The sequence below is a fragment of the Bradyrhizobium sp. STM 3566 genome (assembly GCF_045571445.1).
Classification (GTDB): domain Bacteria; phylum Pseudomonadota; class Alphaproteobacteria; order Rhizobiales; family Xanthobacteraceae; genus Bradyrhizobium; species Bradyrhizobium vignae.
This window is the reverse complement of record NZ_CP120692.1, coordinates 1,724,230-1,746,233: the sequence shown is the minus strand read 5'-3', so window position 1 is coordinate 1,746,233 and position 22,004 is coordinate 1,724,230. Positions and strand designations below refer to the sequence as shown.

16 protein-coding genes and 1 pseudogene are annotated in these 22,004 nt (G+C 62.3%); 6 read left to right on the top strand and 11 right to left on the bottom strand.

Going from position 1 to position 22,004, the window contains the following annotated elements; translation table 11 throughout:
* The first annotated feature begins 1 nt into the window (after position 1).
* The 3 genes from P6U27_RS08365 to P6U27_RS08355 are packed head-to-tail and all read left to right on the top strand — an operon-like array spanning position 2 to position 4,022.
* Entirely contained in the window at positions 2–1,267 is a 1,266-nt protein-coding gene (locus P6U27_RS08365; protein ID WP_122401761.1) for a dihydrolipoamide acetyltransferase family protein, read from the top strand.
* A gap of 7 nt (positions 1,268–1,274) precedes the next feature.
* Complete coding sequence (lpdA, locus tag P6U27_RS08360) at positions 1,275–2,672, top strand: dihydrolipoyl dehydrogenase (RefSeq protein ID WP_122401760.1); 1,398 nt, start codon at positions 1,275–1,277, stop codon at positions 2,670–2,672.
* An 18-nt stretch (positions 2,673–2,690) separates the two neighbouring features.
* The gene (locus P6U27_RS08355) at positions 2,691–4,022 is read left to right on the top strand and encodes an MFS transporter (RefSeq protein ID WP_407193847.1); all 1,332 of its coding nucleotides are present in this window, start codon (positions 2,691–2,693) and stop codon (positions 4,020–4,022) included.
* A 76-nt stretch (positions 4,023–4,098) separates the two neighbouring features.
* Here P6U27_RS08355 and P6U27_RS08350 read toward each other — a convergent pair whose 3' ends face one another.
* From P6U27_RS08350 to P6U27_RS08305, 10 genes and pseudogenes are all read right to left on the bottom strand, one after another.
* Complete coding sequence (locus tag P6U27_RS08350; protein ID WP_122401758.1) at positions 4,099–5,421, bottom strand: FAD-binding oxidoreductase; 1,323 nt, start codon at positions 5,419–5,421, stop codon at positions 4,099–4,101.
* Between the two features lie 338 nt (positions 5,422–5,759).
* Positions 5,760–7,223, bottom strand: a complete 1,464-nt coding sequence (locus P6U27_RS08345) for an aldehyde dehydrogenase family protein (protein WP_407193846.1) — start codon at positions 7,221–7,223, stop codon at positions 5,760–5,762.
* 22 nt (positions 7,224–7,245) lie between these two features.
* Positions 7,246–8,415 carry an alanine racemase gene (locus tag P6U27_RS08340; RefSeq protein WP_209295698.1) on the bottom strand — a complete coding sequence of 390 codons (1,170 nt, stop codon included), beginning with the start codon at positions 8,413–8,415 and terminating at the stop codon, positions 7,246–7,248.
* Positions 8,416–8,441: 26 nt separating this feature from the next.
* Entirely contained in the window at positions 8,442–9,314 is an 873-nt protein-coding gene (locus tag P6U27_RS08335) for a GNAT family N-acetyltransferase (protein WP_122401756.1), read from the bottom strand.
* Positions 9,315–9,622: 308 nt separating this feature from the next.
* A complete protein-coding gene (gene thrC / locus P6U27_RS08330; RefSeq protein WP_407193845.1) occupies positions 9,623–11,071 on the bottom strand; it encodes a threonine synthase in 1,449 nt (482 codons plus the stop codon).
* Positions 11,072–11,129: 58 nt separating this feature from the next.
* A pseudogene (locus P6U27_RS08325) lies at positions 11,130–11,303 on the bottom strand (oxidoreductase); the annotation flags it as partial.
* A gap of 120 nt (positions 11,304–11,423) precedes the next feature.
* Complete coding sequence (locus P6U27_RS08320) at positions 11,424–12,302, bottom strand: ABC transporter permease (protein ID WP_122401753.1); 879 nt, start codon at positions 12,300–12,302, stop codon at positions 11,424–11,426.
* Positions 12,303–12,336: 34 nt separating this feature from the next.
* On the bottom strand, positions 12,337–13,287 hold the full coding sequence (locus P6U27_RS08315) for an ABC transporter permease (protein ID WP_407193844.1): 951 nt from the start codon (positions 13,285–13,287) through the stop codon (positions 12,337–12,339).
* Positions 13,288–13,365: 78 nt separating this feature from the next.
* The gene (locus P6U27_RS08310) at positions 13,366–15,030 is read right to left on the bottom strand and encodes a peptide ABC transporter substrate-binding protein (RefSeq protein ID WP_122401751.1); all 1,665 of its coding nucleotides are present in this window, start codon (positions 15,028–15,030) and stop codon (positions 13,366–13,368) included.
* A 9-nt stretch (positions 15,031–15,039) separates the two neighbouring features.
* Entirely contained in the window at positions 15,040–16,728 is a 1,689-nt protein-coding gene (locus tag P6U27_RS08305) for an ABC transporter ATP-binding protein (RefSeq protein ID WP_122401750.1), read from the bottom strand.
* 673 nt (positions 16,729–17,401) lie between these two features.
* Between P6U27_RS08305 and P6U27_RS08300 the strand changes: the two genes are divergently transcribed.
* A complete protein-coding gene (locus P6U27_RS08300; RefSeq protein WP_122401749.1) occupies positions 17,402–18,727 on the top strand; it encodes an FAD-binding oxidoreductase in 1,326 nt (441 codons plus the stop codon).
* Positions 18,728–18,842: 115 nt separating this feature from the next.
* On the top strand, positions 18,843–19,319 hold the full coding sequence (locus tag P6U27_RS08295; protein ID WP_122401748.1) for an Lrp/AsnC family transcriptional regulator: 477 nt from the start codon (positions 18,843–18,845) through the stop codon (positions 19,317–19,319).
* Positions 19,320–19,336: 17 nt separating this feature from the next.
* Here P6U27_RS08295 and P6U27_RS08290 read toward each other — a convergent pair whose 3' ends face one another.
* Complete coding sequence (locus P6U27_RS08290) at positions 19,337–20,713, bottom strand: aspartate aminotransferase family protein (RefSeq protein WP_407193843.1); 1,377 nt, start codon at positions 20,711–20,713, stop codon at positions 19,337–19,339.
* A gap of 342 nt (positions 20,714–21,055) precedes the next feature.
* On the opposite strand from P6U27_RS08290, the gene P6U27_RS08285 reads away from it, so the two are divergent.
* Positions 21,056–21,745, top strand: coding sequence for a haloacid dehalogenase type II (locus P6U27_RS08285; protein ID WP_122401746.1), 690 nt, complete (start codon positions 21,056–21,058; stop codon positions 21,743–21,745).
* The last annotated feature ends 259 nt before the right edge of the window (positions 21,746–22,004 follow it).

Genomic DNA, 22,004 nt, shown 5'->3' with positions numbered 1-22,004 from the left:
GATGGCCGAGCGCGTGGTCAGGCTGCCCGACGTCGGCGAAGGCATCGCCGAAGCCGAGCTCGTGGAATGGCATGTGAAAGTTGGCGACGTCGTGCGTGAGGACGCCGTGCTCGGCGCCGTCATGACCGACAAGGCGACGGTGGAAATCCCTTCACCCACCGACGGACGCGTCATCTGGCTCGCCGGCAAGGTGGGCGACCTGCTCGCCATCGGCTCCGATTTCGTTCGGCTGGAGGTGGACGACAAGAGCGAGCCGGCGTCGGCGAAGCTCGCATCGCCTGCGGCAAGCGCTTCGGCCAAAACGCCGGGTCATGCCGCGAGCGCTCCACGCCCGTCCACGAGCGTGCCGTCCGAGGCGGTGAAATCGCACTCCTCCGCAACGCGTCCATCCCTTACAGGCGACCGGCCGTTGGCCGCTCCCGCCGTCCGGCTTCGTGCACGTGAAGCAGGCATCGACCTGCGCCGGATATCCGGCTCGGGACCGGCCGGCCGGATCACCCACGATGACCTCGACGCCCAGCTCGCGCGCGGCCGCGCCGGGACGGCGGCATCGCCGTATGCGGCGCAAACCGCGGTCACCGACATCAAGATCGTCGGCTTGCGTCGCAAGATCGCCGAAAAGATGTCGATTGCGAGCTCGCGCATTCCGCACATCACCTATGTCGAAGAGGTCGACGTCACTTCGCTCGAGGATTTGCGCACGAAGGTCAACGGCCAGAAGCGGCCGGGCAAGCCGAAGCTGACATTGTTGCCGTTCCTGATGCGCGCCATGGTGCGCGCGATCGCCGAGCAGCCGCATCTCAATGCTCATTTCGATGATGAGGCCGGGATCGTGCGCCAGCACGCCGGCGTTCATATCGGGATCGCCACGCAGACGCCGGCCGGCCTGATGGTCCCGGTCGTCCGGCATACGGAAGCGCGCGGCATCTGGGATTGCGCCACCGAGGTTGCGCGTCTCGCCGAAGCGGCTCGCAACGGCAACGCCACCCGCGACGAACTTACCGGCTCGACCATCACGATCACCTCGCTCGGCGCGCTGGGCGGGCTTGTGACGACGCCCATCATCAATCATCCGGAGGTCGCGATCATCGGAGTCAACCGGATCGCCATCCGACCGTATTGGAACGGCGCGGCCTTCGTGCCGCGCCAGATCATGAACATGTCATCCAGCTTCGACCATCGCGTGATCGACGGTTTTGATGCCGCCCAGTTCGTGCAACGGATCAAGCTGCTGCTGGAAACGCCGGCCATGATCTTCATCGATTGATGGAACGATGACCGAAATCACCTGCAAGCTTCTTGTCGTCGGCGCGGGCCCCGGCGGCTATACCTGCGCGATCCGCGCCGGCCAGCTCGGCATCGATACGATCATCGTCGAAGCCGCAAAGCCGGGCGGCACCTGTCTCAATGTCGGCTGCATTCCCTCCAAGGCTCTGATCCATGCCGCCGGCGAGTATGAAACGATCGCAGCTGCCGCCGACGACAAGAGTGCGCTCGGAATTTCCACGGCAAAGCCGTCGCTCGACTTCGCCAAGACCATCGCCTGGAAGGACGGCATCGTCCGGCGCCTCAATGGCGGCGTGGCCGGCCTCCTGAAGAAAGCGGGCGTCAGGCTCATCGCCGGGCATGCTCGTTTTCGCGATGGCAAGTCCGTCGAGGTCGAAACGCAATCCGGCGCGCAGACGATCCATGCCGAAACGGTGGTAATCGCGACCGGATCCGAGCCCGTCGCGCTTCCGCACATGCCATTCGGAGGCCGCGTGATCTCGTCGACCGAGGCGCTGGCGCTCACCGAGATCCCGGGCAAGCTCGTCGTGGTCGGCGGCGGCTACATTGGCCTCGAGCTCGGTACGGCCTTTGCGAAACTGGGCGCGGCCGTCACGGTCGTCGAGGCCGAGCCACGCATTCTGCCGCAATATGATGGGGAACTGAGCGCGCCTGTCGAAAGGCGCCTGAGCGCGCTCGGAGTGACGGTCCTGACAGGTGCGAAGGCGAAAGCGCTGGTCGCTGACGGTACCAAGCTCACGATCGAGACCACCGGCGGCGAGCAGAGGACGCTGGATGCCGACAAGATCCTCGTTACGGTCGGCCGAAGGCCGGCGACATCCGGCTTCGGCCTCGAAAGTCTCGATCTCGACATGGCCGGACCTTTCATCCGGATCGACGACCGCTGCCGCAGCTCGATGCACGGCATCTTCGCGATCGGCGACGTCACGGGAGAGCCGATGCTGGCCCATCGCGCGATGGCGCAGGGCGAAATGGTCGCGGAGATCGTTGCCGGTCACCGCCGCGGCTGGGACCGGGTTTCGATGCCGGCGATCTGCTTCACCGATCCCGAGATCGTCACGGTCGGCCTGTCAGCCAGCGAGGCGAGCGGCAAAGGCTTCGGTGTCAAGACGGATCTCTTTCCGTTCAAGGCCAATGGTCGCGCACTGACACTGGAGCGCGAGGACGGCTTCATCCGGACCGTGGCGCGGGCTGATAACCATGTTCTGCTGGGAATTCAGGGGGTCGGAGCCGGCATCGCCGAACTTTCAGCGGCATTCAGCCTTGCGCTGGAGATGGGGGCACGCCTCGAGGACATCGCGATGACCATCCACGCGCATCCGACCCAAAGCGAAGCCTTTCACGAGGCATCGCTGAAATCGCTGGGACACGCAATTCATATCTAAAATAAAGGGGGGAGAACCATGAGCCAGACCACGATCATCGCCAGTCCCGCGAGCGGGGCGAAAACGGCAATCGAATCCTCGACCATCCGCGCCATCTCCTGGCGCCTGATTCCGTTCCTGGTGCTGGCCTACTTCTTCTCCTATCTCGACCGCGTCAATCTCGGCTTCGCCGCGCTGACCATGAACGCCGAGCTGAAATTCACGCCGCTGATCTTCTCCTGGGGCGCCGGCATCTTCTTCATCGGCTATTTCATCTTCGAGGTGCCGAGCAACCTCGCGCTGGAAAGATTCGGCGCGAGCCGCTGGATCGCCCGCATCATGGTGACCTGGGGCATCATCTCGGCGCTGATGGCGGTGGTGAGCGGCGTCACCAGCTTCTACGTGCTGCGCTTCCTGCTCGGCGTCGCCGAGGCCGGCTTCTTCCCCGGCATCATCCTCTATCTCACTTATTGGTACCCGGCCGAATATCGCGCCCGCTTCCTCGCGGCCTTCGCCATCGCGGTGCCGGTCTCGACCGTGATCGGCGCGCCGATCTCGGGCCTCTTGCTCGGGCTCGACGGCATGATGGGGCTGAAGGGCTGGCAGTGGCTGTTCATCATCGAGGGCATCCCCTCGGTGCTGCTCGGCATCGTCACCTGGTTCTATCTCACCGACAAGCCGGAGAAGGCGGACTGGCTCTCTTCCGAGCAGAAGGCCTGGCTCAAGGCGAAGCTCGATGCCGAGATCGCCATCAAGCAGGCCGTGAAGCATCCCTCGCTGGGCGAAGCCTTGTCCTCGCCGAAGGTGATCGCGCTCAGCCTGATCTATTTCGGCTTTGTCGGTGCGCTCTATGGCATGCAGTTCTGGCTGCCGCAGATCGTCAAGGCGTTCGGCCTCACCAACGCGCAGACCGGCTTCGTCACCGCGATTCCCTATCTGTTCGGCACCATCGCCATGATCCTGTGGGCGCGGCATTCGGATGCGAGCCGCGAGCGCGTCATGCATGTCGGCGCCCCGCTGCTGCTCACCGCCGTCGCGCTCGGCGTCTCCTCCTATCTCACCGATCCCACCCTCACGACGGTGGTGCTGACGGTGGCCGCGGTCGGCGTGTTCTGCTGCTTCGGCGTGTTCTGGACCCTGCCGACCTCCTGGCTCTCCGGCACGGCGGCGGCCGGCGCCATCGCCCTGATCAACTCGATCGGCAATCTCGCCGGCTTCGGCGGTCCCTATCTGATCGGCTGGGTCAAGGAGGCCACCGGCCAGACCTCGACCGGCCTCCTGGTGCTCGCGGTGCTGCCGTTGATCGCCGGGATCCTCGCCTTCGTCGGCGGCCACGACAGCAAGTACGAGTTCAGCGAACAGAAGCGGTGAGGTCTTTCCGGCCTCGCCCGGGCGCATGCTGAGATTCTGTAGTTGCAGTGATCGAGCGACGGATCCGGCTCGATCTTCAGATGGCGGCGATGTCCAGCTTGGAGCCATCGACCAGACGCGACAGCCGGAACGGTGTGGGATCAACGCAAGGCGTGTCGTTGACGACAAGCTCTGCGGCCAGATAGCCGAGTCCCGGACCCAAACCGAAGCCGTGACCCGAGCAGCCCGCCGCGAGAACCAGGCCTTTCACCCGGTCCACCTGCGACACCACGGGCACGGCGTCCGGCGTGCAATCGACGAAGCCGCCCCAGGCGCTATCGATCTTCATCTCGCCGAGCTGGGGGAATGTTTTCCGGACACTCTCCACCACTTGGCTCACCAGCCATTTCAAGGGTGGAGGATCCAGCACGCGATTCTGTTCGAAGATCCGATCGTCGTTGGTCAGCAGCGCCGGCATCGAATCCGGCCCCGAAACGAACGATCGGCCGACGCCGAGCCTGACGTTCTTCAGGCGCCGCAAGAACTGCGGCATGAATTCCCGGCTGTACCGGATCGCCTGAGGCGTGATTTCGAGGTTCGCCTTGCCGCTGATCGCAAGCGTATAGCTGCCGTCCAGTCGGCGCGTGATCGTGCAGTAGGGTGTGGAGACCGCCTCGCCTATGTTGATTGTCGGGGTAGAACGCAGCGCGGTCTGACGGATGCTTGCTTGGGGGAAACTGATCCCGAGCGGCCGAAGGAAGCGCGAGGACCAGGCGCCCGCGGCGCACAGCACCGCGCTGGTCCTGATATAGCCCTTTTCCGTGCGCACGCCCGCGATCTTGCCATTGGCCAGGTCGAGCGCCCGCGCGGCGCATTCCTGGTGGATTGTGGCGCCCAGCACTCTGGCCGCATCGGCGATAGCCGGCGCGGCGAGCGCGGGTTCGGCCTTGCCGTCCCGCTCCGAATAGGTCCCGCCGACCCATTTATCGCGCGCTTCGGGGACGCGCTCGGCCACCTCTGCCCGGCTCAGCACGCGGGTGTCGACGTCGTACTCCCTGGCGACCTCGCGCCACTTTTCCCAGCCGGCGAGCACAGCCTCGTCGTGGGTCGCATAGACGAGACCGCAGCGACGAAATCCGAGGTCCCGATTGATATTGCGCGTGAGCTCGTCCCACAGCCGCATGGAGATCACCGAGAGCGGCAGTTCGCGCCGGTCGCGGTTCTGCTGGCGGCACCAACCCCAGTTTCGGCTCGATTGTTCACAGGCGACGTGGCCCTTCTCGAGGAGCGCCACGGAGAGGCCGCGCTTCGCCAGGTAATAGGCGGCCGTAGAGCCGATGATGCCGCCGCCGACGATGACGACGTCGGCCTCGGCCGGGAGACGCTCATCGCTGTGAATGCGCTCGACGCGGGGCGACATGTTCCAACGAACCTCGGCTGCCAAGAACGCGAAAGCAAAGTTCCGATCAGCCCTTCATCGCACCGTCCGCGCGATACAATGTGCTGAAATCATCCAGGACTTCGCAAGATGTTCGGGTTTTTGAGCGCTTGAGTGATACGAGCTGCTCAAGTGCGATCGGGTCCCAGTTCGGCGGAGCCCCTGTCGGTTTCGATCCTGACGAAAGCCATTACGGGCTCATCTGGACCGGAGAACCCGAACTGTCAGGGACAGCACACCATCTTGCCCAATGGCTGCAAGAGCAGTGCAAGAGCTTCATTTAAAGCGCGATGCCGCAGCTTCTCGGAACCGATATTGAGCTATCGGTAGAATCCGAGAACCGCCTTCGTCTCGAGATACTCCTCCATGCCCTCGATGCCGTATTCGCGACCGTTTCCGGAACGCTTGTATCCGCCAAAGGGAGCATTGGGGTCCCAGTCGGGATGGTTGAGATGAACTTGACCAGACTGGATCTGACGGGCGACTGCGCGCACCATCTCCATGTCGGTGCCCTGCACATGGGCGCCGAGTCCGTAGACGGTGTCGTTGGCGATCGCGATCGCTTCGTCCACGGAGTCGTAGGGAATGATCGACAGCACCGGGCCAAAGATCTCCTCCTGCGCGATCCTCATGTCGCGACGAACGTTCGAGAAGATGGTCGGCCGTACATAGAAGCCAACCTGAAGGTCGCCGGGCCGTCCGGGGCCGCCGATGACGAGCTTGGCGCCTTCATGCAGGCCGACACCGATCATGGTCTGCACACGCTCGAACTGCGGCCGGTTGGCGATCGGGCCATGGGTCGTGCTTTCCGCAAGGGGATCGCCGACCACCAGTTCTGAAGCAGCCGCTGCCGCCAAGGTCTCGACCTCTTCCATGTGTGCGCGAGACACGAGCATGCGCGTCGGTGCGCTGCAGGATTGGCCGAGATTGCGGAAGGCGGCGCCGACGCCGAGCGGAACAGCACGGCCGAGATCGGCGTCCGGCAAGATGATATTCGGCGACTTGCCGCCCAGCTCCTGGGCAACGCGCTTGACGGTGGGCGCCGCCACTTGCGAGACGAGAACGCCGGCCCGCGTCGAGCCGGTGATCGAGATCATGTCCACCTTCGGATGCGACGCCAGAGCGGCGCCCACGATTGGACCTGTCCCATTGACGAGGTTGAAGACGCCGGGCGGACAATCGGCATCGTCCATCAGCTCCGCGAACAGCGAGGCGCTCAGCGGCGACAATTCACTCGGCTTCAACACCACCGTGCAGCCCGCTGCTATCGCCGGGCCCACCTTGGCAGTGATCTGATAAAGTGGCCAGTTCCATGGCGTGATGAGGCCGCAGACGCCAATGGCCTCGCGCATGATCGCGGTGCTGCCGCGCGCGGCGATGAATCGATAATTCGCGAGATTGTCGCGGGCGACGCGGATATGTTCGGCGGCCAACGGCACCTGAGCGCGACGTGCGTAGGTGATCGCAGCTCCCATCTCGCACGTAAGCGCCTGCGCGAACAGCTCCAGCCGCTCCAGAAGCAAAGCATGAATCCGGTCGAGCAGCGCCGCTCTCTCAGCAGGCGCTGTCGTGGACCAGCCGCCGAAGGCTCGTCTGGCGGCTGCGACGGCGCAGTCCACGTCATCGTCATCGCCGAGCGCGACCTCGGCGATCGGCTGCTCCGTCGCCGGATTGACGACGGTTGCTGCTGCCGTGACTGATCCGATCGGCTTCCGCCATTCTCCGTCGATGTAGAATTTTCCGAGGAAACCGGCTTCCGTCAGGTGCCGAAGAGGCGAGGTCATTGGAACCGATCCTTTCGACGGCCTACCAGCCGCGCATCCGGGGCCATTGTGCTTCGATCGCGTCGCTGTCGGCGGAGACGACGCTGTACGACTCGTGTTGCGACGCCGTCGCACAGGCGTGATTGGGGAGAATCCTGACCTTCGCGCCGATCGGAAGATTGGGCAAAGCGTGCGCCGAGCCGGGCCTGATGGCGACGATCCCGTGCTCCTGGCTTGCTTGCGAAACGATCAGGTCGGGATAGATCTTGCCGGCTACGTCGCAGACCAGGCCGTATCCCTGGTCGACCGGCTGCGCCGCGGTGCCGCGGTCGCGCGACAGCGCCATCCACCCCGCATCGACCAAAATCCAGCCCTTCTCGGGTTTCTTGCCGATCACGGTGGCGAGCACCGATATGGCAATGTCGTCGGTCGTGCAGACACCGACGCCGTGCATGACCAGATCGAAGAACATGTAGACGCCGGCGCGCATTTCCGTGACGCCGGTCAGGTCTTCGGCGAAATGCGCCGTCGGAGTGGAGCCGACGCTCACGACCGGGCATTCGTGCCCCGTCGCCCGCAACGCCTTCGCCGCGGCGACCGCGGCCGCCCTCTCATTCTCCGCGGCGGCGATGAGGGCCTCGGGCGTGAAGAGGCTGTAGGATTCGCCGGCATGGGTCAGGATCCCGGCGAGCTTGACGCCGGCCTCGCCCAGCGCGACCCCGACTGCAATGAGCTTTGGATCGTCAGCAGTCAGCCCGCCGCGGTGACCATCGCAGTCGATCTCGATGAAAGCGGACGGTATCACACCAGCGGCACGACCGGCCGCGCCAACCATTCTTGCCTGCTCCGGCGAATCGAGCAGAACCTTAAGGTCGACGCCTGCTTTGCGCAGACGCATCGCCCTCGCGGCGGTGTGAGGTGCAAGTCCCACGGCATAGGTGATGTCCCGGAAGCCATGCTGCGCGAAGTACTCCGCCTCCGCCAGGGTTGAGACAGTGATTGGTCCCGCGCCCGACGGATAGGCACGTTGGGCGACGTCAATGGATTTCGCCGTCTTCATATGAGGACGCAGCACGACGCCCTGCTCGGCCATGCGGGAGGACAGACGGGCGAGATTGCGATCGAGCCGATCCTTGTCGAGCAGGAGGGCCGGCGTTGCCAATGCGCCGATCGTTGCGGCCGCCTCGCCGTTCTGGTGATCCGTCCTGTTCATCTCCTCGCGCAGCACGTCGATATCTCCTAGCCGAAAGACTGGTTGGGTATCGCAAAGACACGCGCGGGCCCGCTCGATGGTGCCGGCGTGCCCAAAATCATTGTGGTGGCATCGCCGACCTGCTCCAGGCCGATGCCTTCGAACCAATCCCCGAGTTGCGATGTGGCAGAGGTGTCGATGCGGACAAAAACACTGCCGAGCCGCGCGAGCGCAGCCTCGATCAGCGCCTGTGCATCGGTCGCGGTTTCGGCGACGACGGGACCGATGACATGCCCGCGGCCGAAAAGCCGGGAGATAGCGTAGCCGCGGGCCATGCCGTCACGCTGCAGGACATAGCCATCACCGCTGTGGAGCAGCTTTTCGAGCATCTGTCGTCTCTCCAAGCCCGTAGCCTCGCGATCGAGTCGCATGGTCGCCTCGAAATCCGAGGCAGCCATTGGCCTGACGAGCCCCGGCGGCGGCGGCTCATGGCGCCCTCTGGGAATTCCCTGATGCTGGTGGATGACCCCGATCGGCACAAAGCCGCGACGCCGGTAAAGTATGGCGCCTTCGGCTGTCGAATTCAGCGCGATGGTCCGCGGGCGCGCGGACGTCAGCAACGCATCCACGAGCCGGGCCCCATAGCCGCGGCCCTGAGCATCCTTCGCGACGATGATCATTCCGGCGGAAGCATATGTGTCGCCGTACGGCCACCAGGCTGCAGTCCCGATCACCGTCCCAGCGCGCTCCAGAACAAAGCCTTGGCCCAACTGCAGCGCGACATTCCAGTCTTCGAGCCGATAAGGCCAGGACATCTCCTGCGAGAGCTTTAAGGCGCCTTCCAGATGTTTCTTGGCGAAAGGAAGCAGGACCACGTCTTCATTGACAAGATCTCCGATTGGATAAGCTGCGGTTGTCATGCTGGGTCGACGTCTCTCGTTGGATTGCCTATCGCTGCACTTGCGATACATGGAGCCTCAGATGATCCTCGCACGTTCCGCAGCGTACCTTCGGCTCGACAGCATTACGCAATCAGATTGGAGCGGAGTTCGGCATAGTATTCCGTTCATGATCCGGCAGAAGGGCCAGTCTGCTGCCGGCCGCTGATCGCCACAGCGCGATCCGGACACTGATCCAGTAGCCCGCAATACTCGGAAGTGTGGATCACGGATTGCGCAGATCGCGGCGACCCATTAACAACTCTGCAGATACCGCCATGCGAAACAGTTCATGATCCGAAAGCGGGCTTTCTGCTGGTCGTACCCTGCATGATCTCGGCGATATAGCTCTTGACCGCGCGTGCATCCGCAGGAAGGACTTTAACCCGGCGCGGCAACTCTTCGATGCCCTCGAAACGTCTCGGACGATCCGGCTCCCGTCCCAACGCCTCCTTGATGGTGGCAGCAAATTTGATGGGCTGAGCAGTTTCGAGCACGATCATCGGCACCTCGGGCGACATGTGCATGCGCGCGACCGTCACGCCATCGGCGGTGTGCGGGTCGATTGTGGTGTTGTAGCGCTCCCAAATGTCACGGATCGCCGCCAACCGGTCAGCATGGGTGCTCTTGCCGCTGCGAAGGCCGAACCGTGCGGCCGCCTTTGCGAAGTCGGGATCTCCACTCAGGTCGAAGAGGCCTCGCTCGCTGAGCTGATCATCAAATAGCGCCTTCGTCCGGCGTGCATCGCGCCCGAGCAAATCGAATACAAAGCGCTCGAGATTCGATGCCTTGGAAATGTCCATCGAGGGGCTCGATGTTTCGCGCGTGTCAGCCCGGCTTCGGACGCGATACACGCCCGTGCGGAAAAACTCGTCAAGCACGTCGTTTTCGTTGGTTGCAAGAACGAGACGAGAGATCGGAAGCCCCATCATGCGCGCAACATGACCGGCGCAGATGTTGCCGAAGTTTCCTGAAGGCACGGCAAAGCTCACGCCTTCGGGCGCCGTTTCGGATGCTTGCAGGTAACCGGAAAAGTAATAGATGACCTGCGCGACCAACCTCGCCCAGTTGATCGAATTGACAGCCCCGATGTTGTACCGTCGCTTGAATTCCAGGTCGCCTGACACGCGCTTGACGATGTCCTGGCAGTCGTCGAACACGCCGTCTATCGCGATGTTGTGGATGTTGTCGTCCTGAAGGCTGAACATCTGAGCTTGTTGAAAGGCGCTCATCCGCCCGCGGGGCGACAACATGAAGACCCGCACCCCTTTCTTTCCGCGCATGGCATATTCCGCCGCGCTCCCGGTGTCGCCACTGGTCGCGCCAAGAACATTCAAGTCCTCGTGCCGGCGCGCCAGCTCGTACTCGAGCAGATTGCCGAGCAACTGCATGGCCATGTCCTTGAACGCCAGCGTGGGACCGTTCGACAGACCTTGCAGGTAAAGCCCTGGCTCCAGCCTTCGCAGCGGCGCGATATCAGGACTTCCGAAGACCTCCGAGGTATAGGTCTTGTCACAGATTGCCTTCAGGTCGGCAGGCGGGATGTCGCTGACATAGAGCGACAGGATTTCGAAAGCCAGGCTTGCGTACGGCAAGTTGCGCCACGCCTTCAGCGTAGCGTCGTCCACGCGAGGGTAGCTCTCGGGAACGTAGAGCCCGCCATCTTGCGCGAGCCCCTCGAGCAATATCTCGCAGAACTGCTTGCGGCCCGAATGGCCGCGTGTGGAGACGTAGTGCATCGATTCTCTTCTTTCGAGAGGCGGCGGTGCCGCTAATTGGACGCCATGCCGCCAGCCATCAGCGGCTGGCACGCCACAACGCGATCCGATCACGCATGCGATAGGTCTGGATGAAGGCAGGTATGAACCAGGGATTGCCTCGATAGAACGGGATGAAGGACGGCGGCCGGAAATCAAGGGCGGTGCGCGCCTGCGCGTCATGTCCCATGAGCTTGCGCGCCGCATGCATGCCGCGCGGCTTCCCACCAATAGGGCGTCGCCTTCTCGACAACTCTCGGCGCGTGCATGGGGTTTGCTCTCACGTGTTACGGGTGGCCTGGCCTTGCGCTCGGATCGCATTCAGGTCGAATGATCAGATATGGTCGTTTCGGACGTCGAGCGCGTCGCGCAGGCCGTCGCCGATGAAGTTGAAACTCGTCACCGCTATCGTGATTGCGGCACCGGGAATGATGGCGAGCCATGGAGCGCTCGCCAGATATTGCTGTGCCCCGTTGAGCATGTTGCCCCAGCTGGGCAGCGGCGGCTGGATGCCGTAGCCGAGGAAGCTGATATAGGCTTCAAGAAGGATCGCGCGGGCGACCGCCAGGCTTGCGGCGACGATGATCGGGCCCACCGCATTGGGCAGGACCTCGCGAAACATGATGTGGCCTCTGCGTAAGCCCACCATACGCGCAGCTTGGACAAACTCGCGCTCACGCAGTGAGCGGACCTCGGCTTCCACGATACGCGCAGTCTCCATCCAGCTGGTGACGGCAATGATCACGGTAATCATCACCGGGCTCGGCCGCAGCGTTGCCGCCAGCGCCAGCACGAGAAAGATCGAGGGATAAGAGAGGAAGCCGTCCACCATGCGCATCAGCGCTGCCCCGACCCAGCCGCCGCGATAGCCGGCCGTCACGCCGACGAGCGTTCCGATCAGCGTTGACAATAGCATCGCCGAGAATCCCACCAGCAGCGAAACCCGCCCAGCCATTAGCAGTCGCACAGCCAGATCACGCCCCAACGGATCCGTTCCGAAGTAGTGCTGACCGGTGAGAGGCGGAGCAAAGCGGGCACGCAAATCTATGTGCAGCGAGTCGTAGGGCAGAGCATGGGGCCCAATGGCGCACGCGAGCACGAGCAGGGTGATCATTGCGATCCCAACAAGCGCCAGATGATGACGCATGAAGCGGTTTACTGCACGGCTGCGCCACCAGCGAACGGGAGCTGCATGGACGACGATGGCGGTCATATCTGCTGCCTCCTGTTACCGGCCGTCCGCGGACTCAGCCCAGGCGAATGCGCGGGTCGACGGTGGCGATGACGATGTCTGCGATCAGATTGCCCAACACGACCAGGATGGCCGAGAAGATCAACAGCCCCATCACGACCGGATAGTCGCTATAGCCGAGGCTATCGAGAAACAGCCGGCCCATTCCCGGCCAGGTAAACACGGTCTCTGTGACCAATGCGCCGGTCAGAATGCTGGGCAATTGCATCCCTGCCAGAGTGATCATCGGCAACAGCGCATTGCCGACGACATGCTTCAGCAGGATGCGGCGTTCGCTCACGCCCTTGGCGCGGGCCGTCTTGACGAAATCCTGACTGAGCGCATCGAGCGTCGCCGTGCGCATGTAACGGCTCCAGATAGCGACATGAACGAGCGACAGCACCAGGCTCGGCAGGATCAGGTGATGCAGATAGTCCAGCACCGAGCCGTCGCCGATCGTGTACATGTTGCCTGCGGGCACCCAGCCGAGCTTCAGGGTGAAGATGTAGATGCCGATCAGGCCGAACCAGAAAGTCGGAACCGACAGCGCGACCATGGCGCCGATCGTCGCGCAATAGTCGAACAGGGAATAGCGATGGGTTGCCCCGCGGATGCCGATCCAGGTGCCGACCGCGATCGCCAAGGCTGTGGACGTGCCCATCAGCAGCAGCGTCGCCAGCAGATGGCGACCGATCACCGCAAGCACGGAAAAGCCATCGCGGAATGAGTGTCCCCAATCGCCCTGGAGCAGCCGCCAGGCCCAATCCAGATACTGAATCCACAGCGGCCGGTTCAACCCGAGCTGCGTTGCGAGTCGTTCCACATCCTTCTGGGTCATGCCCGGATCGAGCCCGAACTGCGCGAGAGGACCGCCCGGCATGAGGTTGAGAACCGTGAAGCCGATGATCGAGACGATCACCAGCAGCACGATGCTCTGCGAGAGACGATTGAGCAGGAACCCGGACATTCGAGTCACCATGTTGATGTTGACGTTGCAGCATCACTCCAGCGCCGACCTCGCCACAGGGCCTCGGCCGGCAGCACGTCAGCTCGCCCAATACCAGGCCAGCGCATTCCAGGATTCCGTGCGCGTATTGCCGTTCGGCACGAAACCGTTGATCCCCTTCTTGAGACCTTCGACCGCGTTGCTTTGATACAGCGGCAGGAAAGGCAGGTCGCGACGCACGAGTTCCTGTACCCGGAAGTAGATCGCGCGCCGCGCTTCCGGATCGAAGGTGCGTGCGCCCTTGTCGAGCAAAGCATCAACCTCCGGATTGGCGTATTGTGCATTGTTCGAGCCGCGGCCGCCCTTGGCTGCGATCGAGCGGGAGTGCAGGCGATTGGTGACGTCCGGGTCGGCGCCGATCAGATACGAGCTCCCGACGATTACGGAATCGAACTGCGATTGCATCCAGAACTCGCCCCACATCACGGCGGCAGGCAGGTTCGATATCTTCATCTCGACGCCCAGTTGCGCAAACGTCTGCTGCAGGAACTGCTGTACCTGCTCGCGGAGGGGATCGCCGGACGTGGTCGAATTGGTAAAGGACAGACGAACGCCATTCTTGGTGCGAATGCCGTCCCCGCCCTTTGCCCAGCCGGCCTGATCGAGGATCTTGCCCGCGCGATTCACGTCAAATTGGTGAAGCGGCAGATTGGCGTTGAAGAAGAAGGACTGCCGGGGCATGAAGGTCTCCGTCGGGCTCGGCACGCCGTAATAGAGCCCCTGGATGATCGCCTCCTTGTCGATCGCCGCGTACAGCGCCTCGCGAACCGCCAGCTCCTTGAACTGCGGGCGCTCGAGGTTCAGGTAAAAGGACTCGAACGAGGTCCTTGGAACCAGGGTCACCACCCGGTTCGGCAGCGTCTTGGCTTCCGCATAGTGATCAGGCGTGATGTAGGGTTGACCCACGAGGTCAATGTCGCCGCTCTTGAACTGGGTGTAGAGGACGGTGAGGTCAGGGATGTATTTGAAGACCAGCCTCTCGATATGAGGGCCTTCGCCGAAGTAATCGAGGTTCGCCACGAGTTCGAGATGATCGCCGGCGACCCGCTGTCCCCACTTGAACGGCCCGGTGCCGATCGGCGCCTGGTTGAAGGCGGCGCTGTTCGGATTGGCCTCTTTCTCGAGAACGTGCTTGGGCACGATGAAGGTTTCGGTCAGGAACGACAAATATGGCGCAAAGGCCTCTTCCATCCGCCACGAGATCTCCGTGGGCGAGATCACCGTGATGTCGCGCACGAGAGCATGGCCGGCCGTGCGCCAACTGCGGAAGTTGGGATTCATGATGAGTTCGAGAGTGAACTTCACGTCCTCGGCGGTGAAAGGCTTGCCGTCGTGCCAGCGGACATCGTCACGCAAACGAATGCGCCATTTGAGACCGTCCTCCGTAATGCCGCCGTTCTTTTGGTCCGGCACTTCCAGGGCTAGATTGGGTTGAATGACGCCTTGAGGATCGATGCGGAACAGCGCATCGAAAACCGAGAAATGCACACCATCATCGACCTCAATGTGCACCATCAGCGGATTGAAGACGGTCGGCTCTTGACCAAGGCCGACGATCACGCGGCCGGTTGGCTTTGCTGGAGAAGTGCGCGCGAGCGCAGGTTTGTCCAGCAGATTTGATCCGGCAAGGCCGGCCGCGCCGGCGATCATCAGCTGGAGTGCGCTACGCCGCGAATAGATCGATGCAGTCTTTGCTTCAGTCATGACCCCTCCTCATTTGTGGCTATGTCCGGCCAGTGTCGATTGGCTTCCAACGGCGCGGGCGCTGCTTTGCTGCTCGCCGGGGATGGCAGCGACGAGTTCTCGCGTGTAGGCGGATTTCGGATTCAGGAAGATCTGCGATGGCGGTCCGTGCTCGACGATCTGCCCTCGATGCATGACCGCGATTTCATCGCAGATCTGGCTGGCCACGCGCAGATCGTGCGTGATGAAGATCATCGATACGCCGGTCTCCCGCTGAATCTGGTCCAGAAGCTTCAAGATCTGCGCCTGGATCGATACGTCGAGCGCGGAGACCGCTTCGTCAGCGATCAGCAGCTTCGGCTTGAACATCAGCGCCCGAGCGATTCCGATGCGCTGACGTTGGCCGCCCGAGAACTCGTGGGGATAACGATCGAAGGTTCCCGCATCCAGGCCGACATGGGCCAACAGCTCTCGCGCCTGCTCACATGCCGCCTTGTGAGGCACTCCGTGCGCGATCGGGCCGACCGTCAGAATTTGGCCGACCGTTGATCGCGGATTGAGCGAGGCAAATGGATCCTGGAAAATCATCTGGATCTTTGGCCGAACCGGCCGAAACTCGGCTTCGGAGAGCCGGGCAACGTCCCGTCCCTCGAACAGGATAGAGCCGCTGTCGCTGTCGAGGAGCTTGATCAACAATCGACCGAGCGAGGATTTGCCGGAGCCGCTTTCTCCAACAACGCCCAAGGTGCGCCCCGGCGAAAGGTCGAACGACACGCCATTGACCGCTGGTACGATCCGGCGCCTACCGAACAGCGCACTGCCGCTGCGGTAGGTCTTGACCAGACATTCGACCTTCAGAATGGAGGCCGCGGCCGCAGCTTCCGCCGGGACGCGGTCCTTGCCCGTCAGATGCGGCACGGCCGCGATCAGGCGGCGCGTATAGAGATGGCTCGGGGACTTCAACACCTGCTCGGCGCTCCCCTGCTCCACGCAATGACCCTTCTCCATCACCACAACGGAATCGGCAATCTCCGCCACGACTCCGAAGTCATGGGTAATGAACATCACGCTCATTCCCTTGCGGCGTTGAATGTCGCGGATCAGTTGCAGAATCTGTGCCTGGGTCGTCACGTCGAGTGCGGTGGTCGGCTCGTCGGCGATCAGGATCGCAGGCTCCAGAGCCAGAGCCATGGCGATCATCACCCGCTGTCGCTGCCCGCCCGAGAGCCGGAACGGATACTGATGATACATGAGCGGCGGATCCGGCAGGCCCACCTCGGTCAACAGTTCTATGGCGCGGCTACGGCGGGATTTCGGCGTTCCCATGCGGTGCGCCGCCATCACTTCCTCGATCTGCGCGCCCACCGTCATCAGCGGGTTGAGAGCGGATAGCGGGTCTTGGAAGATCATGGAGACAACACGGCCACGGAGGTCGCGCAGACTCTCCGGCGAGAGTCCTACGAGGTCCATGCCTTGCAGACGGATTGCTCCGGAGGACACGCGGATCGACTTGGGCAAGAGGCCCATGATCGCGTTGGCCGTGACCGACTTGCCTGATCCGGATTCGCCTATGATGCAGAGGATCTGGCCGCGCTTCAGTTCAAAGGAAACGTTCTCGACGGCGTGCGCCCGCTCCATGCCTGCCGGCAAGCTCACGGTCAGGTCGCGGACCGCGAGCGCCACATCTTCCGAGGCTAAAGGCTGCGGGGCAGAGGTCATCTGAACCTTCTCCCCTTTCAAGCGCGTCCCGTGACGTTGCGGATCGGCTCTTCGGCCACTTTTGCCGCCGCCGCGCTCGGACAGGTCAACACCTCGTCGCTCATTCTGCCATTCTCCGCGCGGTGAATACGGCATGATTGAGAGCTGGCTGCCCTACAGACAAGGCGTCGCTGAGCGCGGGCGAGCGGTCGAATGGATCGCTCGAACGATGAGCGGAGGTCCGAGAGGCTGCCATTGGCGCCTATCGCTTCGGCAAAGGTCTCCTCCCAGACAAGGCCCATCGCGCGTCACTTTTTGAATTCTGCCCGTTGATCGACATTGATCCGGTGTTCATAACTCTGACCGCTTCAACCATCCCGGAGTCGCCGAAACGCGCCAGACAGGCAGCATGAAATTCTAAAAACGAAGCCCGATTTGGCATTTCGGTCTGCGGCTGCCGGCGCACATGTTCGGCTGAGGCTTGCCTGCAAGTCACGAAAACACAGACCTCATTGCAGAGACCACCCGTCATTCTTCACGCCCATGAGATGGCGTGCAATCCAAATATCTTTGCAATAACTGCCTGCACCGCAAGCCGTAAACCGCAGGAAATTCCGCCCAACCACGAAAGTCCGGAGCGCGCCTGCCGCAGCTGCTCGGATACGATACGCCAAGCATCGGAGTCCCCGCCCCCATGAACCCGCCACTCATGCACATCGAATCCAGCCCTTCCCTGCCTCGAGAGGCGGACGTCGTCGTCATCGGCGGCGGGGTGGTCGGCGTGTTCGCGAGCTATTACCTGGCGCGTCGAGGCGTCAAGGTCGCCTTGCTTGAAAAGGGCCGCGTCGCCGCCGAGCAATCCAGCCGCAACTGGGGATGGTGCCGCCAACAGAACCGCGACGCGCGCGAGTTGCCGATTGCAACCAAGAGCCTCGATCTCTGGGAGAAAGTTGCCCATGAGACCGGTGAAGATACCGGCTTCCGCCGCTGCGGCCTGTTGTATTTGTCGAACGACGAAAGCGAGCTTGAGGGCTGGGCCAAGTGGCGTGACTTCGCCAGGACTGTAGGCGTTACGACGCACATGTTGAGTGCGGAAGAAGCCAGCGAGCGAGGCAAGGTCACGGGCCGCAGGTGGAAAGGTGGCGTCTTCTCTCCCACCGACGGGACGGCGGATACTTCAAAGGCCGTGCCCATCGCCGCGCGTGCGATCATGGCGGCGGGTGGCACGGTGCACCAGCAATGCGCGGCGCGCGGCTTGGAGCTCAGTGGCGGCCGGGTCAGCGGGGTCGTGACCGAGGCCGGCACGATCCGGACGAAGACGGCGGTCATGGCAGGAGGCGCGTGGGCATCTTCGTTCTGCAACCAGCTGGGAATTCGTTTCCCACAGGCGTCCGTGCGCCAGTCCATTCTCGCTTTGGCTCCTGGCGCTGCCGGCCTGCCTGATGCCCTTTACACCGGGCTCGTCTCGCTGACCCGGCGTGGCAATGGCGGATACACGCTCGCTATCAGCGGGCGCGCGCGAGTTGACCCCACGCCGCAGCAATTCAGATTCGGCCGCGAATTCCTGCCGATGTTCGCCCGCCGGTGGCGAAGTCTCAGCCCTGGGGCTTTCGAGGGCCTGCGGCAAGGCCATGAATCCCTGGCGAAATGGCGGCTCGACGAGGTGACCCCCATGGAGCTGAACCGAACGCTCGATCCTCGCCCTGACATGAGGCAGATTAGGGCAACGCATCGACGAGCTTGCAAGCTCGTGCCGGAACTTCAGCGCGTCGAAATCTCGAATGTCTGGGGCGGTTACATCGACAGCACGCCCGACGGCATCCCCGCAATCGGCGAAGTTCAGTCGATTCCGGGTTTCATCCTGGCAGCGGGGTTCAGCGGCCACGGCTTTGGAATCGGCCCAGGCGCGGGGCATATGATCGCAGACATCATTACGGGCAGCGCGCCAATCGTCGACCCTCACCCCTACAGGCCGGAGCGGCTGAAAATGAGCGCCTGGGGCAAGGTCAGCGACTTCTAGAATCCAGTTTCCGCCCCGGTTGGGAAAAGATGCTGGTTGATGTTATGACAGTGCGCGTGACGCTGAAGCCTCGGAGCCTTGACGCCGTTGTCTCACCCCATCTCGTGGCATTGCTATGAAGCTCGATAAGATCGACATCCGGATTTTATGCGAACTGCAGAAGAACGGGCGGATTTCCAACGTCGAGCTCGCAGAGCTGATTAACCTATCCCCGAGCCCGTGCCTGATGCGAGTCAAGAGGCTCCAGTCGGAGGGCTTCATTACCGGCTATTCCGCCCAGATCGACGTTGCGAAGCTCGGACAAACTCTGACTGTGTTCGCCGAAATCACCCTCAAGAATCACCGGCAGATCGATTTCGCGCGCTTCCTCACAACGATCGAAAAGGTCGATTCCGTTGTCGAATGCCATCTCGTCTCGGGCGGGTACGACTATCTCGTGAAATTCATCACGGCAGGGATCAGCGAATACCAGGCGATCATGGAGCGCCTGGTCGAGATGGATATCGGTATCGACAAATATTTCAGCTTCGTCGTGCTGAAGTCCCCGATCGTGAAATCCCATCTGCCGCTCGAAAGCATCTTCAACGGCTAGGGGACAGGCGCCGTGGCTTATCCTTTCATCGCTGCGCGGACGTCCTTGTCCTCGAGCGTCTGGTCGAGCGTAGTTCTCGTCCGCTCAATAATGGCATCGATGTCGCCATCCGTGCAGCAGAGCGGTGGCGCATAGCCCAGCACGCCCTGGGCAAAAGCGCGGATGACGAGGCCGTTGTCCCATGCGCGGTCGAAAATGCGGCGCGCCGCGTCGGCTTCCGCCGGCAGAGGCGTCTTGCGCTGCTTATCGGTGACGAGTTCGATTGCCGCCAGCATGCCGCGACTCCTGATATCGCCGACGAGGGGATGATTGGCCAGCGCGCGAAGACCTTCCAGCAGACGTTGCCCGGCCTTGCGGCCGTTCTCGAGCAAGCCGTTTTCGTAGAGGTCAAGGCACGCGAGTCCCACGGCTGCGCTGACGGGATGGGCGGAATAGGTGTAGCCGTGACCCACGGCCGCCTTGCCGGCACCATCGGCAATGGTGTTGTAGACGCGGTCGGACATCAGAACGGCCCCCATCGGCACATAGCCCGAGGTCAGTCCTTTTGCCGTAGTCATGAGATCCGGCACGACATCGTCCTCTTCACACGCGAAGAGCGGACCGACACGGCCAAAGCCGGTGATGACCTCATCGGCAACGAACAGAATGTCTTGCTCCTTGCAGACAGCATGCATGGCCTTCAGCCAGGACGGCGGCGGAACGAGCACGCCTCCGGACCCCTGTATCGGCTCGACATAGAAGGCGGCAACACGATCGGCGCCGAGCTCGGCGATCTTCTCCCGCAAGGCCGCGACCGAGGCGGCAATGATGGCTTGGGGATGAGTCCCGACAGGATTTCGATAGGCATAGTGCGATGGAATCTTGTGTTGCCAGCTATAAGGCACTCCGAAGCCCGCATGAAAGGCAGGCAGCGCCGTCAGGCCAGCCCCTGCCGTCGACGATCCATGATAGCCGGATTCGACGGAAATGAACTGATCCTTCTGTGGCGTACCCTTGGAATGATAATAGTAACGGATGAACCGGATCGTACTATCGACGGCATCGGAGCCACCCAAGGTGAAATAGACATGGTTCAGATCGCCAGGCGCCAATTCAGCCAGCCTTGCGGCCAACCGGATGGCGGGATCCGAGCCCAACCCGAAATAGCCCGTCGCATAAGGCAGTTCGCGGAGCTGCCTCGAAGCCGCTTCAATGATGCTGTCCTGTCCGTAGCCGGCATTGACACACCACAAACCCGCGAAGCCATCGAGCAACTGACGCCCCGAGACATCGGTCAGCGTCGCGCCTTTCGCTGATTTCAGCACGCGGACGCCCGTGGTCTCGTGGCTGCGATAGGATGAGACCGGGTGAATCAGATGCGCACGATCGAGTTCAATCAGCGAGTTGCTCAACATGTCGTCCTCCAGATCAACCGCAACGTCTGTGCGGCCACCGCGATGTCTTCAGGCTCAACGTAGAGTGCCGAAGACAGCAGTTGCTCCCGGGCCGGACATGGACGGAAGGCATTTTGACTTTGATTGACGACCGACTCGACATCTTATGCCGGGATTGAGCGGCGCACGGCAGCGTGGATCATCGCGGAGAACCTTCTTCCCGCAACTCTCTACCACAGCTCGGATCCGATACGACACAATCTGCTCCCGGCCACCGCGACATCGGCGCTTTGTCTTGCGCGCTGCTCGCTAGGATGCTTCTCGTACCGGCAAGCGGTGCGTGAGGATTGGAGAATTCAAGCCATGGCGACGTTCAGACCCAAATACATCACCTTCGACTGCTACGGGACGCTGACCAACTTCGACATGGCCGGCGCGGCAAGGAGAGTCTATGGCTCCGAGCTCTCGTCGACGGCCATGGAAAAGCTCATCAAGGATTTTTCGGCCTATCGCCTGGACGAGGTTCTCGGCGCGTGGAAGCCCTATCTCGACGTCGTGCACAATGCACTGGAGCGCGCCTGCAAGCGCAACGGCATCGCATTCCGGCCAGAGCATGCCGAGCGCATCTATGACGAGGTGCCGACATGGGGCCCGCATCCCGACGTTCCGGCAGGCTTGGCTCGGGTTGCAAAGGAAATCCCGCTCGTCATCCTGTCAAACTCGATGAAGAACCTCATCATGTCGAACGTCGAAAAGCTCGGCGCTCCCTTCCACATGGTCATCACGGCAGAGGAAACCGGCGCCTACAAGCCGCACATGAAGGGCTTCGAATATATGCTGGACAGGCTGGGCTGCGGGCCGGAAGACATTACGCACGTTTCCTCCTCCTTCCGCTACGACCTGATGACGGCTTACGATTTGGGCATCAAGAGCAAGGTGTGGGTGAACCGCGGCCACGAGCCCGCCAATCCCTTCTATGAATATACCGAGGTCGCTGGCATCGACTGGCTTGCTGCGGCAGTCGGCCTGGAGCCCCTGCGCAAAAGCGCGTGAGCGCAGTTCTTTTCAGGATCTCTCGCGGCACTTCAGTTCTTGGAAAGCTTCGAGAGAGATCTGCGCTGCAAAGGAAAAAGGGGGCGGTTCAGCCGCCCCCTTTCCTTGTTTCAGATGCAGATCCGAATGCAATCATGGGCTTGCTCCTTCTTCGGGCCAGCCCTGCCATCACGGCCTGGATGTGCGATTGGCGAGGCGAAGCCGTCTCATGCGAGCAATACAGGACCGCACGCCGCATTTTTCATTGAGAATGAAGTAA

Coding starts and splice junctions, on each gene's coding strand:
- P6U27_RS08365 (WP_122401761.1), top strand. CDS start 2: ATGGCCGAGCGCGTGGTCAGGCTGCCCGACGTCGGCGAAGGCATCGCC.
- lpdA (WP_122401760.1), top strand. CDS start 1,275: ATGACCGAAATCACCTGCAAGCTTCTTGTCGTCGGCGCGGGCCCCGGC.
- P6U27_RS08355 (WP_407193847.1), top strand. CDS start 2,691: ATGAGCCAGACCACGATCATCGCCAGTCCCGCGAGCGGGGCGAAAACG.
- P6U27_RS08350 (WP_122401758.1), bottom strand. CDS start 5,421: ATGTCGCCCCGCGTCGAGCGCATTCACAGCGATGAGCGTCTCCCGGCC.
- P6U27_RS08345 (WP_407193846.1), bottom strand. CDS start 7,223: ATGACCTCGCCTCTTCGGCACCTGACGGAAGCCGGTTTCCTCGGAAAA.
- P6U27_RS08340 (WP_209295698.1), bottom strand. CDS start 8,415: ATGAACAGGACGGATCACCAGAACGGCGAGGCGGCCGCAACGATCGGC.
- P6U27_RS08335 (WP_122401756.1), bottom strand. CDS start 9,314: ATGACAACCGCAGCTTATCCAATCGGAGATCTTGTCAATGAAGACGTG.
- thrC (WP_407193845.1), bottom strand. CDS start 11,071: ATGCACTACGTCTCCACACGCGGCCATTCGGGCCGCAAGCAGTTCTGC.
- P6U27_RS08320 (WP_122401753.1), bottom strand. CDS start 12,302: ATGACCGCCATCGTCGTCCATGCAGCTCCCGTTCGCTGGTGGCGCAGC.
- P6U27_RS08315 (WP_407193844.1), bottom strand. CDS start 13,287: ATGTCCGGGTTCCTGCTCAATCGTCTCTCGCAGAGCATCGTGCTGCTG.
- P6U27_RS08310 (WP_122401751.1), bottom strand. CDS start 15,030: ATGACTGAAGCAAAGACTGCATCGATCTATTCGCGGCGTAGCGCACTC.
- P6U27_RS08305 (WP_122401750.1), bottom strand. CDS start 16,728: ATGACCTCTGCCCCGCAGCCTTTAGCCTCGGAAGATGTGGCGCTCGCG.
- P6U27_RS08300 (WP_122401749.1), top strand. CDS start 17,402: ATGAACCCGCCACTCATGCACATCGAATCCAGCCCTTCCCTGCCTCGA.
- P6U27_RS08295 (WP_122401748.1), top strand. CDS start 18,843: ATGAAGCTCGATAAGATCGACATCCGGATTTTATGCGAACTGCAGAAG.
- P6U27_RS08290 (WP_407193843.1), bottom strand. CDS start 20,713: ATGTTGAGCAACTCGCTGATTGAACTCGATCGTGCGCATCTGATTCAC.
- P6U27_RS08285 (WP_122401746.1), top strand. CDS start 21,056: ATGGCGACGTTCAGACCCAAATACATCACCTTCGACTGCTACGGGACG.